Here is a 16291-nt window from a genome sequence, read left to right as displayed (position 1 = left end):
GGATCATGAATAAAGGGGAATGATTACTATTAGTAACATTGTGGATCAAGTATGGCAACACAGAAAGCAAAAAGCGGTGAAAATCCTAATAGAGTGGGTTTTCTTCAAACAACCACATCTTATTAGAAGAAGTGGATACCCATAGAGATTGATTGCCCCATTCTCCCACCTTCCAAATGACACGTTTTTCTGTGATCTGTTTGCTACATTTATCTTTTAAAAGACGATTAAAAGGAATGATGTCTATCGTTCTATTTTGCATTATTAACGCTGCCGTACCGACATTGTGATCAAAACTAAAGGTAAAATCACCACTACGGCTAACAAAGGTATTTTTTGTATCTGATTTCTTCGAATATAATATAGAGCCTTTATACTTTCCTGCATATTTTTTATCTTTAAGCTTGAACTCTTTAAACCCACTTTCGACCTGATTGTTAAAATCGAAAATAAAGCGCACTTTATCCGTAATGGTGAGTTGTTCATCAACAAACATATAGTTAACCGAGCTCATCATTACCCCTGTAAATAGCGGCAGTTCACTTTTAATTTCTTGCTGTAATGAGAACCACTCTTTCACTTTAGTAACCGCAATGTTCTCTTCATTGGCTGGCAGTTCTAATACTTTACTTACAGTACTGTCACACATAATGGCATTATTAGTTAATGGGCAAGCTAGAATATAGGTTTTATCAGTGGTTATAAAAGAAAATACCTTACTTTTAGTGGGTATTTTATCAACGAACATTTCAATCATGACTTTTCTATCTTTGTTTATATTCTCATTGGAGATAAATGTAAGGTAGTGGCCATTATGTATATAGTTTGTTTGCGGAGACAAAAATCCCAATTCTTCATTATTACTTTCATTGTGTAGGTACTGGTCATAGAGTATGTAGGGTAAGAGTAAACAAATGAAAAATGGTAGGATATTTGTCGCTTTTATCTTAACGACTTTTAATTTAAAGACTTTTAACTTAAAGACTTTAAACTTATAAATAGAGTGCGGTCGTAAAGATAACGCATCTTCCGATAATACCTCCGCATTTTTAACGCTATAACCCTGATTGAACACAGTCGCAATAACATCATCAGCGCCACATAAAGCTAATTTTTTTCTGAGTGAATAGATAGCTTGTGTTAAAGATTGATCGGTTACTTCCAATCCTGGCCAGCCTATTACTTTCAACTCATCTTTAGAAACAACAGAGCCATTTTTAAAACATAACAAGTCTATGATTTCTTTTTCTGATGAACTTAATTTCTGCGTACTTTCTAAACTTTTAAAATTCGCTTTTACTTTACAAAAAATGACATTGTTAGAAATTTTGTATGTCATGAAAGCAACCTTCTATCAGGATAATAAATTAACTCCACGACAATTAACGTCATAATAATTAACATCTTAGATGCTAATTATATAACCTAAAAATATAAATATAGCTATGTATTCCACTTAATATTTTATAAAAACGAGCGCCGTAATTTATATACCCGAGTTTAATCGTTGTCTACATAGGCGATAACTTGCGATTTACTCATATGGAAAATAAAACCAAATCCTTTACAAATCAATAGGTTTATATTTATAAACAGACATAAATGTAATAAATCTTTATTGATACATATCAAATTTAGATCTCTGTTCCAAAAACCATTATATCGCTCTGGCATATTCCTATCGCGGAAAAGGATTAATATTTTTTAAACCTTAAAAATAAAATCATATTTATCTAAGGGAACAGACAAATGAAAATTAACACAAATAAACAACTACGTGGCTTTAAAATGAGCTTACTTGCTTTATCTATCGTTGGGTCAACATTATTGCATGCACAAACCATCACTGAAATTCCTCCTCTTGATTATGATACGATCCAAGGAGACTTTGAAGGTGACTCATTATTTATTGATACTGGGTCAGATACATCGCTACTTTCAACCGCGGAGTGGTATCAAATTCAAGCCTATGCAACGGCCGCTATCTCATTACCAACAACGGAAGCATCTTTACGCACACTCACAAAGTTTCCTGCGAATGATGCATTTAGCTATGAATATCAGAATTTGCTAGCTGAATTTACCAGTATTAATCAGTCTGGTCATGATTGGAACTCAACCATTTACCCAAGTATTGTTGATTTAGCGCTACAACTTGCAAACTATGGCGATATACACCCACAACTTATCCAGCCCTTGATGAATCAGCTTACCCAGCTACAACAAAACGCCCTCGCGTTTGACCTTTCTGCTGCCGCGACCAATCGTGATGCAGCACTTTCATTTTTAAATGTATTAAAGAACTTTACCCATCTACAGCAGCAAGCAACAACGAAAGCCGTTGAGGATTTAAAACAATTTTCCGCCGACGTTGAAGCTCAAAAAGCACAACTTGATGTTATTGAAGGTGATTTTTCTACATTACTCAACAGTGATTCGATTAGTACCTTAAGGAATAACATCAGCCTACTAAACAGTGAAATAGCAGGTTACAGGAGCGATCTAAGTGAAGCGAAACGTAATATTGGCCTCTGCGCAATAGGTGGTCCGCTGGTTTTAACTATTTGTGGCAGTATTGAAGGCGCTAGAAAAGTCAGGTTAGATAATTTGATTGCAGATGTAAACAACCAAATAAATGCAGCAAATGCAAGTTTAGAACATGCGGTTAACCTTGGCGCTTCTTATGAAATCGCGCACTCAAACATCAATAAAATGCTGACACATATTGAAAATGCATTACCTCAGCTGAAAAAAGTGCAACTTCACTGGCAGGGCCTAGAAAGTGATTTCGACTCGCTCACCACATCGTTAAATTCATTAGATAGTGAAGATGCCTTAAGAAATGCCAATTTACTGGTTGCCGGTATTGTCAGCAGCCCACTGGCTGGCGTGGTAGGTCCTAAATGGCTGGAAATAAGCACCAAAGCAAGAAGATTTGCGCAGAACGCTTATGTGATCATGGATTAAAGCGATCTATTAACACGATCTATTAGCACTATTTATCTAACGCTGTAAGGGGTTAGGTGAATAGCTATTATGGCCTCTATAGGCTCAATCTATTTTCTATACTAGCTGTCTATATTAGCTTTCAATACTAATCGGTTTCTATGACTATAAGGATGTAAGATGAATGTTTTCAACGCTTTTATTATCACACTCAGTTTGTTATTTAGCTTCGGCGCTAATGCCGCTGAATGGATTAATTATCATGATCTTCCGGCACCTAAAAATTTACCTGATAGCGTGACTGAAAAAACAATAATAAATGATGGTCAATCTTATTTAGTCTCAGGCATGTTATTAGATTTAAGCACTATTTTAAATGATTATTCATTAACCAATGGCGCGAATAAACCGAATGTAATCGTTATTGTGGCCGATACACTGGTTATAACCGAAAGTGTTATCGCTAACTTAACTAATCAGCGATTATTTATATTTGCTAGAAATATTACTGGCGATAGTGCTGTCACATTAAATATAGATGCAAGAACGTCAAACTCAGTGAGCCTAGGTATATTTGCAAAAAATATCAATGGTAATATCAACGTGATCACCCTACTTCCCGCTGGTTATGAGTTTGATATTGTGGTGCCGGTAAGCGAGGGTTTTGGTGAAATTTATACTATTTCAGAAACGACATATGACAAGAGAACGATAGAAAGTGAAATAGATGCCCTGATCGCAATAGAAAGTGCCCCATACTTAGCTATTTTTAATCATTCTTTTGATATGGCAGCGTCTATTTTTGATAACGCACCAGAGCTTAGCTTAGCGATGCTTGACTGGGTTGAAAGCGTATTGAGGTTCATGCCTGTCGCGATTGACCAAAACGTAGAATTAGATTCACTCTATTTACAAATCTCAAATTTAAAGCAATTCATTCAGCTTTCATACAATAATCCTCATTATGTGCCGGGCTTAAACCATGATATGTATGAGTATACCTATGCCAGTTATTTAGACGCGATGGGCGCCTATGAAGATAAATATCAGAACTATATTGATAGAGGTCTCCTTCTTGCAGATCGTAAGCAACTTGCAGTGCTTATGCTGGAAGACCTGCAAAGCGTAAGCAGTGCAGAGTTTGCGATTATTGAGCGGTCGGTTAACCAAGTTAATCAATTAAGGGAATCGCTTATTCAGCAAACTGCGAACTATGAAGGCCAAGATACGAATATCCTTAAAGCCCAAATTGCGTTTAGACAGGGTTTAGAGACTTTTGCAGACCGAGCGACCATTCAAACTGTGTTTGATGTAGTCAGTGCAATAGCCAATGCAGGCACGGCGATAGCAGGTTCAGCCGGAGGTGATCCCAGTGCTTTGATCAAGTTTATATCGACGCTACCTGATTTAGGCACCAAAATAATTCTGTTAAAGAAAAATTTAGACACGATCGCGAAAAGACAACGTGAGATTAAAGAATCGCTGGCAGCTCTCGACACCTTTTCTAAAGATGTAGAATATCAAGTGCTGGCAGATGACATAGCCAAATTTTATAATACGATTCAGCACACGGTACCAACAGTGGAAGCATCCAATCTCGTTTGGGATGAGTTTCTAATCGATGCTCGAGCTGACTTTTCAAGTGTTATTAGTGCAGGTGTTATTGGCAGTACCCAATACCTTGCAGAGCTGGAAAGACTGGCTGCTCAAGCAAAAGCGATTTCGGCAACAGCAATTAACTTAGCACAAGAGTTATCCAGACAAATCGATTTAAGAATTGCGAGCCAAGTCAATGTAGCGAATATCAACCGAGTATCAGCGCTTATTTCATCAATTGATGACGATGCCAGAGCTGTGACTGCATTAGAAGACGCATTTTTCAGGACCTTGAGCAACCTTAAACGCCCTATGTTTATTGCGCTTGCTAATTATCGCTCCGCTTTTGCTTACTGGTCTTTAGAAGAGAGTTCTGTGACCGCTTCTTTAAACAAATCTTTTGCTGCTTATACACAAGATCTTGCTTTTATGCGTGAGCAGGAAGCGGCTAGTTTGGATCATTTTTATCCTCGTCCGCAAGACTTTACATCGATTACTCATAATATTAATGACAGCTATAAATTAGCCGAATTTAAAAATACGGGTATTTTGCATTTCACATTACCATTAGGTAGCACAATATTTTCAGATTTCGACCGAGTAAGGCTGAGTGAAGTCGGTATTTTTATCGAGGGCACAGGCCTACCGACAGGTTTGTATAATATTGATTTACTATCGAGTGGCTCTTATCAAGATAGAAGATATCAAGATAATTACACTTTTACAGCCATGCCATTGTTTAGAAGAATCATTTACAATTTGATCAATAGCGAAACACAAGAAGTGAAAATGCTGACCAGTGGCGCGATAGCATCTGATTATGCGTTAAACTATTTTATGCCAACGCCTTTTACCACTTGGACCATAAAATTAAATAACTGGGAAGATATCGATCTCAGTACGATAGATAATATTAAAGTTAGTTTTTCTGGAAATGGGATCCCAACTCTTTAGCTTAATAACTTAATAACTTAATAACTTAATAACTTAATAGCAGAAAGCAAAAAGCCGGTACTTAAATGAATAAGTACCGGCTTCTCTAAATAATGGCGGAGGAGGAGAGATTTGAACTCTCGAGGAGCTATTAACCCCTGCTGGTTTTCAAGACCAGTGCATTCGGCCACTCTGCCACCCCTCCGCAGCAGGTCCGAATAGTATAGAAGCTTGCATGCATTGTAAATATCAAAGGCCTAATTAACTCAACCCGTTCACTTTACGTTGCGATTTACATCTAACTACGTTGTAATTAGGCCAATGTGTTGATAAATCACACTCACTTGTCCTGCAAATTATCCCAGTAAAAGAAGGCTCCCTAGCCACTTAAACTTCCTCATCACCATGAGTTAGTATATTTACTGACTATTTGCGATGTTATCCGTATAATGCGCGCAGAACTATTATTCTTAATACATTATTCCTAATACAAAGAGAATCTCATGACAGAAACAAATCCAATAATAACTAAATTCTTTGCTGACGTTAAACCTAACCAACAAGTTTGGGGCTTACAAGACAAAACAGGTGAAGATTGGGTTGTATGTGATTCAGTTAACTTCGAAAACACAGATGCTATGCCAATTTGGTCTACAGAAGCACTTGCTACAATACATTGCAGTGATGAATGGAAAGACTTTAAAGCAACGGCTATCTCAGTATCTGACTTACTTGAATTTTGGATTGAAGATCTAAACGAAGATAACGTTATCGTTGGTCTAAACTGGGTATCTGAAGGCGAATGTGCAGAACTTGAACTAAATGCATTTACGCAATCAGTTGTAGAAATCGAAAAGCTTTAATTCGTCAAATCGATTAATACAATAAATGAAGTGCTTAACCTACCTGTTAGGCACTTATTCCCTACTTCCTTTTCTATTTCCCCCTCTCTTATCTATCACCTCAAAAAAGTACTGCCATTAAAGACCATAAAACATTATATATAAGACTAAGTAACGCATGATTAAACATCATATTACCGTCGTTTATATATTCTCAAAAATTACGGTGCCTGTTATTGAAAATGTCTGCCGTTGTACTTATTATGCATCCACAATTACAACCAGTGAGTATCTTATGAAGTTTTCAGGATTCGTTTTATCTGCAGTCGTGCTAGCTAGCTCAGTTTCATACAGTAACGATGTTGCCGCGGCACGTATTACCGATAACGGTATCTGTAAAGCAGCATTAGCATTAACGCTAAACAAGTCACCAAGAACAATCAACGCCGTTGGCCTTAAAGGACCAAAAGTTTTATTGTCACTTAAAAGCAAGAACAAAGATAAGTGGGAATACAGCTGCCGTGTAAATAACAAAACGGTTGATCTGGATGGTAGAAAAAAACGTCAAGACGCGTTTGTTGATGGCCTGATCACGTATGATGTAATGCGTGGTAAACAGAAAATAGCCGTAACTCGAGACAAGAAAGCATCTGGTGTGACGCGTAAAACATACCGCTTTGAAGAATTAAGATAAGTCAGTAAAGATAGGTCAGTAGACAGACAGTAATGAGGGCGTTAATTGTAACGCGCTCATTACTGACAACTATGTTTTGGCTTAGTTAATGTATACTTTAAACGAGTTAGAATAAACGAAACATCGACCAGTCACTCAGCATATCCAGTGTACTTTCTACTTCAGGTGTCGTTGTCCACAGCATACCGACAACAAACATCATCGCTAACATCAACAATTTACTGTCAAAATCGACGATTTTCAGCGCCGTACCAAATGAACGTTTTATCCTAATGTTGCGTAAATCAACACTGTACAGTTCATCTAACATTAAATGAATCACACCACCTAAGCATACAAAACCACCCGACAACCAGGCTAGAATATCGGCCTTAGCGGAATCAATACCATCAATATTGGCAATCACTTGCGTCGTCAACAATCCACATAAAGTTAAAAATAACAAAGAATGGCAACTGCCCCTGTGCACCGTTAAACGTTCAAAAACAGTTCTGAATCCGTATTTCATTACCCCATAAGTCACAACTGGGATCCCAATGACCTTGATAAAGCTTAAATCACCGGCATCATCATCGATGAGGTAACGCATGATGATCAAGATAATCGCAAACGCAAAAAGATTAAAGATGGTATCCAGTGAGGTCGAATTATCAGAATCAATATCCGGTAATAAACCGCCCATTGTGCCTAAGAACCAAAGCCACACAGCGGTATCAAGTTCAATGTGCCCGGCGGCAACTAGACTGGCAGAACAAACACCTGTTACGAGTGCTGCTACATTTAAGTGTGTATTGAAATTTGCCATTATGGCCTTTCATTATAGAGTTTAATGCTGCTATTATATGACAAATAAGAATTAATTAATCATTAGAATGGAATTATTATGTTTAAGCTTATCGCGATCGCATTAATCGGCTTTGGTATTTATATTGGTATTAATTACACGGATGAAATCAATAGCGTTATTGAAAGTGATGGATTCGAGCAGGTACAAGAGAAAATTGCAGACCTTATCGACAATAAAGATGAGATCATTGAAAAAATTGAAGAGATTAAAGGTTAACAGTTTATTACTGGTTAGGCACTAGCCTATAAACAGCAATGGGTCACGTTGTAATAACATAACCCATTCTATTTATGCGGTAGAGACAGCGTTATTTAAGTACAGCGCTAGTTCTATACGAGTACGATGCCAGTACTATTTTGCTAATACAAACGCTTCAATAACCAGCGCTACACCATCGTCGTTATGGCTTGCCGTAATATGGTTAGCGATGGCTTTAATGTCATCACTGGCATTGTCCATTGCCACACCCAGTCCAGCATATTCTAACATTTGCTTATCGTTACCAGCATCACCCATGCAGATCACGTCGTCGGCGTGAATGCCAAACTGATCGGCAATGGCTTTTACACCGATACCTTTATGGCTGTCGGTATGCAAAAATTCTAAAAAGAACGGTGCGCTTTGCAGAATATTATATTGTTGATAAATCGATGCCGGTAACTGCGCAATCGCGGCAGATAGCTTTTCAGGCTCATCAATCATCATTACTTTTAGCATGCCTTCATCATCACTCAGGGTGCTAAAGTCCACTTCAGTGATAGACAGACCATTAATTTTAGCTTCATGGTCGGTATAGTAATTATGTTTCGGGGTGATCAGACCGGCTTTTAATGAAAATGCATGTACATGAACACCTAGCTCAGTCGCTAGCGCGGCCAGTCTTTTTGCATCTGCGCCCGTGACGGTTTGGCTGCGTAAAAGGGTCTTATCTTCGACTTGATACACTAGACTGCCATTGTAGCAAGCAACGTAATCATCTTTGCCAGTCATGCCTAACTCTTCTAACGCCCAGCTCATCCCTTCAAGGGGTCGACCTGAAGCCAGCACAACACGCGTACCCTGCGCTATTGCAGCAAGAATCGCTTGTTTATTACGCGGTGAAATAGCACCTTGAGAATTAAGTAAAGTACCATCCATATCTAACGCGATTAATTTATACATACAACCTCAGGAAATTACGAGCAACAATATTGTGGTTATATTACAACATAGAGGTAGGCTGATCAGCAATAAATACAAAATACCCTAGGCACGTCACACTTTATTGTAATTAACACACATAAAAAAGCGGTGGTATCGAGTTAACTCAATACCACCGCTTGATATTCAAATCATGTCAAAAGACAGGCTTAGCTCAATATTATCAAGCTATTTAAACGTGCCGCATTAACGATACTGTGATAACAGACCGTATTAACGAGCTAGATAGAAATGGCGAAAACAGCACCTAGAATAACAACCGCACCCATTAATAGCAGTGGGTTAAATTTACGTAATTGCTTCGCTTTCGCTTTAATTTCAGTATTACTTACACGTTGGAATTGCCCTGTTACAGTTGCAACACTGGCTTCAATGATCGCGACAGATTCATTACATTCCGTATCGTTGTTACACGGTACATCTTCTGTCACTAATGCAAAGTCACCGCTAAATGAATACATAGTAATATCTTCGCCACCTTCAGGAAAGGTAACCTTTTCTACATTTGTATTTAAAATAGCATTACAACCTATGTCTGCCGCCAACTTCTTAATATGGCTACGACCTTCGTTTTGATCTTTAAAGAAACGTGTGCTCAGTGTATGTCTTGCAACAACATGCCCGTATCTTGGTTGATTGCTTTTCGCAGTGAAAAAAGCAACTAACTGTTTTTTAAAGTTAACATCCGGTACGTGTACTTGTTTTGCGGCAAGGCCTTTTGGTGTGTCAGTTGGTTCAAACTCAACAACAACATCCTTCACCAATTTAGATTCATTGGCTTTATCGAGCAAGCTCGACACATGTAAGAAATAACTCTCGCCATCATCGCCACAAATAAAACCAAACTTCTTTGCAGAAATGTACGATATAATTTTTCCTTTCACTTAACTTAGCTCCTTCAGTCTTTCTCAGACCTTATTAGTCCATTTCTTTAATTGCTTTTTTAACTTTCTTTAATGCCATTTTCTTTTTCAACGGCGATAAGTAATCAATAAAAAGCTTACCTTTAAGATGGTCAATCTCGTGTTGCATTGCAATCGCTAAGAAGCCATCGTCATTAATTTCAACTGCGTTACCTTCACGATCCAATGCCGTTACTTTCACTTTCGTAAAACGTGCAACATCAGCATAGAAGCCAGGAATAGATAAACACCCTTCTTGACCCGATTCGATGTTTTCGCCTTCAACAACAACAGGGTTGATTAATACCATAGGTTCGTTACGACCCTCTGAAATATCAATTACAACAACGGCTTCTTTACGACCTACTTGCGTTGAAGCAAGACCAATACCGTCTTCTGTTTTGTACATTGTATCAAGCATGTCATCAATCAATGTTTGAACTGTACTTACGTCTGCTACTTGCTCAGCGGGTATCTCTAATTTTTTGTTTGGTGCCGTAAGAATAGTTAATACTGCCATATGTTTTTAAATCCCGGTTCTTGTTTATTTATTACAAACGTGCATATTTTAAGCGCCACATTATAGCCCACAATTGGGTTCAGTTTCTAGTTTATAAATTACGATTACATAGAGATAGTTGAAACTTATACGTATTTCTTTCACATTAATGGCAAATCTATGCCTTAACAGCATGTTTTTTAACTATTAACATTATCTGTCAGGTCTTTTTAACTACACTTAGTATTATTACCTCAATATCGTATTGCATTATAAATAGCCATTATTTCAGTAAAATGAGGCCTACAGCATACGATAAACGCAATAGGACATGTGATGAAAGCATATTATCTACTCTTACCTTTGCTGGTAATAAACACGATTAATTTTGGCTGTTCAAGCAATCCTTATGGCGACAGTTACGATGTTGCTGATACACGCAAAGTGCAGACAGTTTATTATGGCGTAGTAATTAGTGCCAAACCTGTAAACATTGAAGGTGATAAAGGCAGTAGTGCTGTGGGTACAATTGCCGGCGGCGCTGTTGGGGGTATCTTGGGTTCTAAAGTGGGTGGCGGTTCTGGCTCTGATATTGCCGCTATTGGTGGTGCAATCTTAGGTGGCGTGGCAGGTAACAAAGCGGCACAAAGCATCAGTAAACGTCACGGGGTTAATTTAACCATTAAGCTTGATTCAGGCAAGGTCATTTCGGTGGTGCAAGAAGTCGACCCTAATATGTTATTCAGAGTCGACCAGCAGGTGCAGGTAAACCAACAAGGCAGTACTGCGCGCGTTGTGCCGCTGAATTAATCAGTCATCACTATTTAAGACTCGCATAATACGCAGATACATTGGCAATATCGGTATCAGACAATGCCATTGACATCCCTTTCATCGTCGGGTCTTGACGTTTACCTGATTTAAAATCTTTTAGTTGTTTAGTCAGATACATGGCTTTCTGCCCAGCAAGATTAGGATACATAGGCACCGCCGATATCCCCGCACCACCATGACAAGCCGCACACATTCCAGATTTAGCTTTACCTGCGTCAATGTCTGCAGCTAATGCAGGAATGGCGAACAGACTAGCTAATATAACGAGAGACAGTTTTTTCATTTAAATTTACTTCCTAAGTCTTTATTTTAATCTTCCTTGTTAGCGCTGTTTCCAGCCCTAACAAGATTTAAGTAATACCTAGATTTTAAGCAACATCTAAACAACGTTGATACAAAGTCTAAGTCATGTTCAGCGTCGGCTTAAACAATATTTCGCGGTGCAAAAGAGAACGCACGGAATTCATGCTTATATTTAGATTCACCGATCTTCCTGATTTTCGATACACCCATCTTAAAGTTGTAGTTACCACTGATCTGGTCAACGACGCGTGTGGTAAGTGAATTCGATGGCTGGCGCATATCAATCATATTGGCATACAGCGCCCCTTTCTTGGTTGCTGATGTCACAATGGCAACCGCGGTCACAGCGGCTTTATCTAGTTGGATATGACCGTTTTTCAGTAAACTGTTGAATTGGAAGTCATCACCTTTCACACCCAAAATAGTATCTTTGAAATTAGCCACACGATCAGAATACATCATCACTTGATCGCCAGATTCAATACCGCGTCGCTTGGCATCTTCAGGGTGGATCTCAACCCAGTTTTCAGGCCAGCGTTGTGCTGTATAAGCACGGCGTTCAACATCATCAAAACCTGATTGCCAAATTTCGTTTACACGACCATTAGAAAACCACAGTTCATCTTCTCTTGGTTGTAACCAAGCATAAAAATCACTGAACAGATCCCAAGGGTGTTTCTGAAGATTGATCTTACCGGTTTGACTATTAAACGCGGTAAGTTGTTTCTTCAATACGTTCTGACCCTGTGGACCATTAGTTAAACCTTTTTCAGCTAATGTTTCAGCCGTCATTTCGGTATCATGCAAACGTTTCGTGCCCACTAACTCTTTGGTATCGTAGTTATAGAATACCGGCCCTTGAATACCTGTAGTGCCGTACTCTTTCAATTTTTGATGTAAGGTTTTACCTTCGGCATGGGCTGCAACCTTGATCATATTGAAATCTTTACGACTACCGCGGCTAAAGCGCGATGCTTCTTCTGCTACATCGTTAGAGTTTTCCCAATCAAACCCGTCAAAACCCATACGTTTAGCTAATTGACCGACAATCCACCAATCCGGCTTTGCTTGTCCCGGCGCATCATTAAATTTTTGATAAAGGCGTAGACGGCGCTCGCCATTGGCACGCATAAAGTCCACTTCACCCCACGTCGCTGCAGGGAAAACAATATCAGCAAACTTGGCACCAATCGGATCACGTAGATATATGTCCTGGTTAATCACCACCATACCGCCCGAGTCAGCACGTTTTTTTAAGGTATCAATAATCTCTTGTTTGTCGTAGCTGTAGACTTGATGTGGGTTCGACGTAACTAATTCCCAGAACTTCTTCTGCAACCCTTGGCTACCACACATAGATTGGATCCAGGTGGTACCAATAACATGGGCAAAACGCGTATGCCCTGAATATAAATAACGATCCGTATCCAGTGCTCTGCGGCGGCGACCCGGCACTTTCTCTGGTGACTTGTTACGCGGTAATTTACCGCCTGATTGACCACCACGTTGATGACCACCAAAGCGGCCAACAACTTGCCCTTCTCGACCACCAGCACCGACAACGGTTGCTAATGTTGAAATGGCATTCGTATTGGCGGTATTGTTTGACCAATAAAAACCTTTCTCAATGCCAATCGATGTTTTTGGACGTACACCATTCACTGGTTTAGCCATCATTTCAGCGGCTTTGTAAATCTTAGCAACATCAATACCGGCCATTTTGGCTGCGTATTTAGGATCAAACTCGTCCTGGGCTTGGTTCCATTTTTTATAATCGTCAAAGCCATCAGTTTGGAATTTCCCCCAAGTGGTACGCCACTGCCAAGGCGTATTACGGGTACCTTGACCAAAACCTGAGTTAGACTCCCATTTGTTATTTACCCATTTATCAATCCATTCATCATCTTGCCAACCATTGTCCATGATCACGCGTAATATCGCGCCAACCACTAAATTGTCAGAACCTGGATTCAGATCGATATGCAAGCCGCCATGTTTCTTCATGTAAGCAATACCGGCGGTTTCTCTTGGATTCAAGATCACCGTTTTCATACCACGTTGAATAGCAGGCATAATAAACTGCGTAAACAAGATAGTTTTGGTTTCATACGGGTCGGTACCACAAACCATTAAGGTATCGGCAGCGCCCCAATCATCATAACTAGGACCGAAGTTATCAAAACCGGCATCACGGAACCCCGGCGTAGACGTTACATCTGATGGCGTATCATGGAAACTGAAGTTAGCAGTATTAATATGACGTAAAGCATATTTAGTAATGGCATAAGTATTTTCAATATATTGATACGAGAATGTTTTCACGCCATAAGCATTAGTACCATGCTTATCAATCACGTAACTGCCTACTTCAGCGGCGATATCCAAGGCGAAATCCCAAGGCACAGGCTGTAAACTACCACCGATACGCACTAACGGTTGGGTTAAGCGATCGCGCGTACCCGTTGATGGGTTATAGACTTTTTGCGCTAATAGACCGCCACGCATTGAAGAGTCACCCATTTTGTTCACGACTGTACTGTCTTTATCTGGCACGACAACAATATGATGTGGCTTGCCTAGGTGCATCACAACATTATGTTGCGATGGTGCCACCCAGGCTTGCAGTGGCGCACTTGGAAAATTAATACCAAAGGCATTTTCGCTGGCTTTTTGGCCACCATTGGCTTTTTCTAACGGCCAACGGTAAACCTTATAACCACAGGCAACAATACAATAATCACATGCAGTGGTGATGATCTCTGCATTTGCAGGTGGTAATGGTGCATGGTCTTCTGGAATATAAAAATTAGTAGTCATAATTACGCCCCTTGCATGGCAATAATATTATCGGTACGGCCAAACAACAGCCCCATAATGCCCACGGCATAAATGTCATCACCATCTTGTTCAAGTAATACTTGTGGCAAACTTTCATAAGCTTGACCCGAGACAATGATGCCGTGACGACGTAAATCGAAGGTCGATAAATGGAAAGGACATTGGCCTAATACACGGTGTTCGCCAACGACTTTATATTGACCATCAAGCGGCCCGCCTTGGTGAGTACACATCAATGAAAACGCCACGATGTCTTGTTTATTACCCAGACCACCGCCTGCTTTCACGCCCATTTGGGTAATAATGGCGCGTGAGTTAGGGCCATTATCAGGGTAGTTAAAGTTAACTGGTTGATTGAGTTTCAACTCGCTTACTTTAGCGATTAATTGCCGTGGATAACCGACTATTCGCGCCTGCACATTTTGCGCTTGAGCCGTACCAGGGAATAACGACAAAGACACCACACTGGCGGTACTTGCTAGCGCACCGGTATACATGAGAAAGTCACGACGTGAGACCATGCATTTTTGATGCTCTTCTGCACTTTCTGTCTTCATTTTATCTTTACGCTCTGCATTGCGTTTTTTTCTGTCAAAGATCATTTTGTCGCCTCCGCAAGTTGTTGCTCGGTGAATAGACGCTGATAAGGGGGTAATGTTGGATAGTCCATAGTGATACGTTCGCCAGAGAACGCATCGAGGAATGCTAACAAGTCTAATTTTTCAACCGCGGTTAGACCCAGAGGTTTAATTAACGCACTTTTCGTTGCTGGATAACCTGTAGAACGACCATCAGCAGCAATACCACCGCGATCATAAAAATCAATCACATCACTCAGTGTTGCTAACGTACCATTGTGCATAAAAGGGGCGGTATATTTGGTATAACGTAAACTCGGGGTACGGAACTTACCCTTCATTTCTTTCCGTTTTCCGCGGAAATAAACACCCGGATCAGCTTTGGTTTTACGGTACATTTTCTCGTTAGAGCCTTTTCCATACAGCTCGTAACGGAACGTGATCTGCGCAAGAGCCTCCGAATCCCAACGTAAGTTAGTTGGCACTCCAATATTGTAATATTTCTGGTCACTGGCTAACGCACTGTTATGACAAGCAATACACTGGGCTTTGCCTTCAAATAAGGTTTTTCCCTGAAGTTGCTGTGCTGTTAACGCCGCTGTATCACCCATCAAGTAGTTATCTAATGGCGTATCGGTTTGCACTAAGGTACGTTCAAATGCGGCGATAGCTTTCCATGCATTACTGATCTTCGGATAATTATCGCCGAAGACTTGGTTAAAACCAGTCACGTATTCAGGAATAAGAGCCAATCGCGCTTCCATGATGTCGTCTTCGCCATTACCTGCAACCGCCCCTTTTGCCGCACTTTTCGCTTGGCCTTCGAGTGATTTGCTTGAACCTGCCCAGAATAAATTACCGTAATAAGCAGAGTTAATAATGGTTTGACTGTTACGCCAATGCACTGTGCCTGGGTAACCGATAGATAGATCAGTCGGTACATCCCAGCCTAAGTCGGGAAGATGACAAGCCACACAAGGTGTTGAACCATCACCACCAACGCGGCCATCAAAGAACAGCTTTTTACCTAATGCAATTTTTTCATCTGTCATTGGGTTATCAGCTGGAATAGGTACGGCACCCAATGGTGCTAACGCAGGTAATGTCATACCATTTAAGGTAATTGGTTTTAATGATGCAGCGACTATCTCTGCGGTGATGACATTTTTGTCTGCCTGACTTTTCTTATCATCTTGCTGCGCACAAGCTGGCACAGTAGTGATCGTCAACAATAACGCGGCCATTGTAGACAAGTTGATTTTATTGCTCATCTCGTCCT

General features: G+C 40.0%; 15 protein-coding genes and 1 tRNA gene. 6 read left to right on the top strand and 10 right to left on the bottom strand.

Translation table 11 applies throughout. The features are described from left to right. Positions 1 to 85: 85 nt before the first annotated feature. On the bottom strand, positions 86 to 1339 hold the full coding sequence (locus A923_RS0101545) for a winged helix-turn-helix domain-containing protein (RefSeq protein WP_017219878.1): 1254 nt from the start codon (positions 1337 to 1339) through the stop codon (positions 86 to 88). A 410-nt stretch (positions 1340 to 1749) separates the two neighbouring features. Here A923_RS0101545 and A923_RS0101540 point away from each other — a divergent pair, with 410 nt between their 5' ends. Beyond that, positions 1750 to 2967, top strand: coding sequence for an alpha-xenorhabdolysin family binary toxin subunit A (locus A923_RS0101540; RefSeq protein ID WP_017219877.1), 1218 nt, complete (start codon positions 1750 to 1752; stop codon positions 2965 to 2967). 159 nt (positions 2968 to 3126) lie between these two features. Continuing rightward, positions 3127 to 5496, top strand: a complete 2370-nt coding sequence (locus A923_RS0101535; protein ID WP_017219876.1) for a hypothetical protein — start codon at positions 3127 to 3129, stop codon at positions 5494 to 5496. Between the two features lie 93 nt (positions 5497 to 5589). On the opposite strand, the gene A923_RS0101530 is transcribed toward A923_RS0101535, so the two are convergent. After that, positions 5590 to 5680 (bottom strand) — tRNA-Ser (locus tag A923_RS0101530). A gap of 298 nt (positions 5681 to 5978) precedes the next feature. On the opposite strand from A923_RS0101530, the gene A923_RS0101525 reads away from it, so the two are divergent. Together A923_RS0101525 and A923_RS0101520 are read left to right on the top strand one after the other, a co-directional pair. Then, positions 5979 to 6338, top strand: coding sequence for a DUF2750 domain-containing protein (locus A923_RS0101525; RefSeq protein WP_017219875.1), 360 nt, complete (start codon positions 5979 to 5981; stop codon positions 6336 to 6338). A gap of 274 nt (positions 6339 to 6612) precedes the next feature. Next, positions 6613 to 7011 carry a hypothetical protein gene (locus A923_RS0101520; RefSeq protein ID WP_026006009.1) on the top strand — a complete coding sequence of 133 codons (399 nt, stop codon included), beginning with the start codon at positions 6613 to 6615 and terminating at the stop codon, positions 7009 to 7011. A 106-nt stretch (positions 7012 to 7117) separates the two neighbouring features. Here A923_RS0101520 and A923_RS0101515 read toward each other — a convergent pair whose 3' ends face one another. Further along, entirely contained in the window at positions 7118 to 7816 is a 699-nt protein-coding gene (locus A923_RS0101515) for a metal-dependent hydrolase (RefSeq protein ID WP_017219873.1), read from the bottom strand. Positions 7817 to 7894: 78 nt separating this feature from the next. On the opposite strand from A923_RS0101515, the gene A923_RS0101510 reads away from it, so the two are divergent. Further along, positions 7895 to 8074 carry a hypothetical protein gene (locus tag A923_RS0101510; RefSeq protein ID WP_017219872.1) on the top strand — a complete coding sequence of 60 codons (180 nt, stop codon included), beginning with the start codon at positions 7895 to 7897 and terminating at the stop codon, positions 8072 to 8074. A 135-nt stretch (positions 8075 to 8209) separates the two neighbouring features. Here A923_RS0101510 and yidA read toward each other — a convergent pair whose 3' ends face one another. The 3 genes from yidA to def form a co-directional block, all read right to left on the bottom strand. Continuing rightward, entirely contained in the window at positions 8210 to 9019 is an 810-nt protein-coding gene (gene yidA, locus A923_RS0101505) for a sugar-phosphatase (RefSeq protein WP_017219871.1), read from the bottom strand. A gap of 260 nt (positions 9020 to 9279) precedes the next feature. After that, positions 9280 to 9942, bottom strand: coding sequence for a cold-shock protein (locus A923_RS0101500; RefSeq protein ID WP_017219870.1), 663 nt, complete (start codon positions 9940 to 9942; stop codon positions 9280 to 9282). A gap of 34 nt (positions 9943 to 9976) precedes the next feature. Beyond that, positions 9977 to 10480: a peptide deformylase gene (gene def, locus A923_RS0101495; protein WP_017219869.1), complete on the bottom strand. Its 504-nt coding sequence runs from the start codon at positions 10478 to 10480 to the stop codon at positions 9977 to 9979. Positions 10481 to 10795: 315 nt separating this feature from the next. On the opposite strand from def, the gene A923_RS0101490 reads away from it, so the two are divergent. Next, a complete protein-coding gene (locus A923_RS0101490; RefSeq protein WP_017219868.1) occupies positions 10796 to 11269 on the top strand; it encodes an outer membrane lipoprotein in 474 nt (157 codons plus the stop codon). 10 nt (positions 11270 to 11279) lie between these two features. Here the strand turns inward: A923_RS0101490 and A923_RS0101485 are convergent, their stop codons facing one another. The 4 genes from A923_RS0101485 to A923_RS0101470 all read right to left on the bottom strand — a co-directional run bounded on the left by A923_RS0101485 (position 11280) and on the right by A923_RS0101470 (position 16283). Next, positions 11280 to 11576 (bottom strand): c-type cytochrome, encoded by a 297-nt coding sequence (locus tag A923_RS0101485; protein ID WP_017219867.1) that lies wholly within the window; start codon positions 11574 to 11576, stop codon positions 11280 to 11282. 140 nt (positions 11577 to 11716) lie between these two features. Continuing rightward, positions 11717 to 14413, bottom strand: a complete 2697-nt coding sequence (locus A923_RS0101480) for an arsenate reductase (azurin) large subunit (protein WP_017219866.1) — start codon at positions 14411 to 14413, stop codon at positions 11717 to 11719. A gap of 2 nt (positions 14414 to 14415) precedes the next feature. Next, positions 14416 to 15036: an arsenate reductase (azurin) small subunit gene (locus tag A923_RS0101475; RefSeq protein ID WP_017219865.1), complete on the bottom strand. Its 621-nt coding sequence runs from the start codon at positions 15034 to 15036 to the stop codon at positions 14416 to 14418. After that, a complete protein-coding gene (locus A923_RS0101470) occupies positions 15033 to 16283 on the bottom strand; it encodes a cytochrome-c peroxidase (protein ID WP_017219864.1) in 1251 nt (416 codons plus the stop codon). The genes A923_RS0101475 and A923_RS0101470 overlap by 4 nt, the downstream gene beginning before the upstream one ends. Positions 16284 to 16291 lie beyond the last annotated feature (8 nt).

The organism is Moritella dasanensis ArB 0140, assembly GCF_000276805.1.
In the GTDB taxonomy this organism is placed as follows: domain Bacteria; phylum Pseudomonadota; class Gammaproteobacteria; order Enterobacterales; family Moritellaceae; genus Moritella; species Moritella dasanensis.
This window is presented reverse-complemented; position numbering and strand designations above follow the sequence as displayed.

Coding starts and splice junctions, on each gene's coding strand:
- A923_RS0101525 (WP_017219875.1), top strand. CDS start 5,979: ATGACAGAAACAAATCCAATAATAACTAAATTCTTTGCTGACGTTAAA.
- A923_RS0101510 (WP_017219872.1), top strand. CDS start 7,895: ATGTTTAAGCTTATCGCGATCGCATTAATCGGCTTTGGTATTTATATT.
- def (WP_017219869.1), bottom strand. CDS start 10,480: ATGGCAGTATTAACTATTCTTACGGCACCAAACAAAAAATTAGAGATA.
- A923_RS0101470 (WP_017219864.1), bottom strand. CDS start 16,283: ATGAGCAATAAAATCAACTTGTCTACAATGGCCGCGTTATTGTTGACG.
- A923_RS0101540 (WP_017219877.1), top strand. CDS start 1,750: ATGAAAATTAACACAAATAAACAACTACGTGGCTTTAAAATGAGCTTA.
- A923_RS0101545 (WP_017219878.1), bottom strand. CDS start 1,339: ATGACATACAAAATTTCTAACAATGTCATTTTTTGTAAAGTAAAAGCG.
- yidA (WP_017219871.1), bottom strand. CDS start 9,019: ATGTATAAATTAATCGCGTTAGATATGGATGGTACTTTACTTAATTCT.
- A923_RS0101490 (WP_017219868.1), top strand. CDS start 10,796: ATGAAAGCATATTATCTACTCTTACCTTTGCTGGTAATAAACACGATT.
- A923_RS0101520 (WP_026006009.1), top strand. CDS start 6,613: ATGAAGTTTTCAGGATTCGTTTTATCTGCAGTCGTGCTAGCTAGCTCA.
- A923_RS0101485 (WP_017219867.1), bottom strand. CDS start 11,576: ATGAAAAAACTGTCTCTCGTTATATTAGCTAGTCTGTTCGCCATTCCT.
- A923_RS0101480 (WP_017219866.1), bottom strand. CDS start 14,413: ATGACTACTAATTTTTATATTCCAGAAGACCATGCACCATTACCACCT.
- A923_RS0101515 (WP_017219873.1), bottom strand. CDS start 7,816: ATGGCAAATTTCAATACACACTTAAATGTAGCAGCACTCGTAACAGGT.
- A923_RS0101475 (WP_017219865.1), bottom strand. CDS start 15,036: ATGATCTTTGACAGAAAAAAACGCAATGCAGAGCGTAAAGATAAAATG.
- A923_RS0101535 (WP_017219876.1), top strand. CDS start 3,127: ATGAATGTTTTCAACGCTTTTATTATCACACTCAGTTTGTTATTTAGC.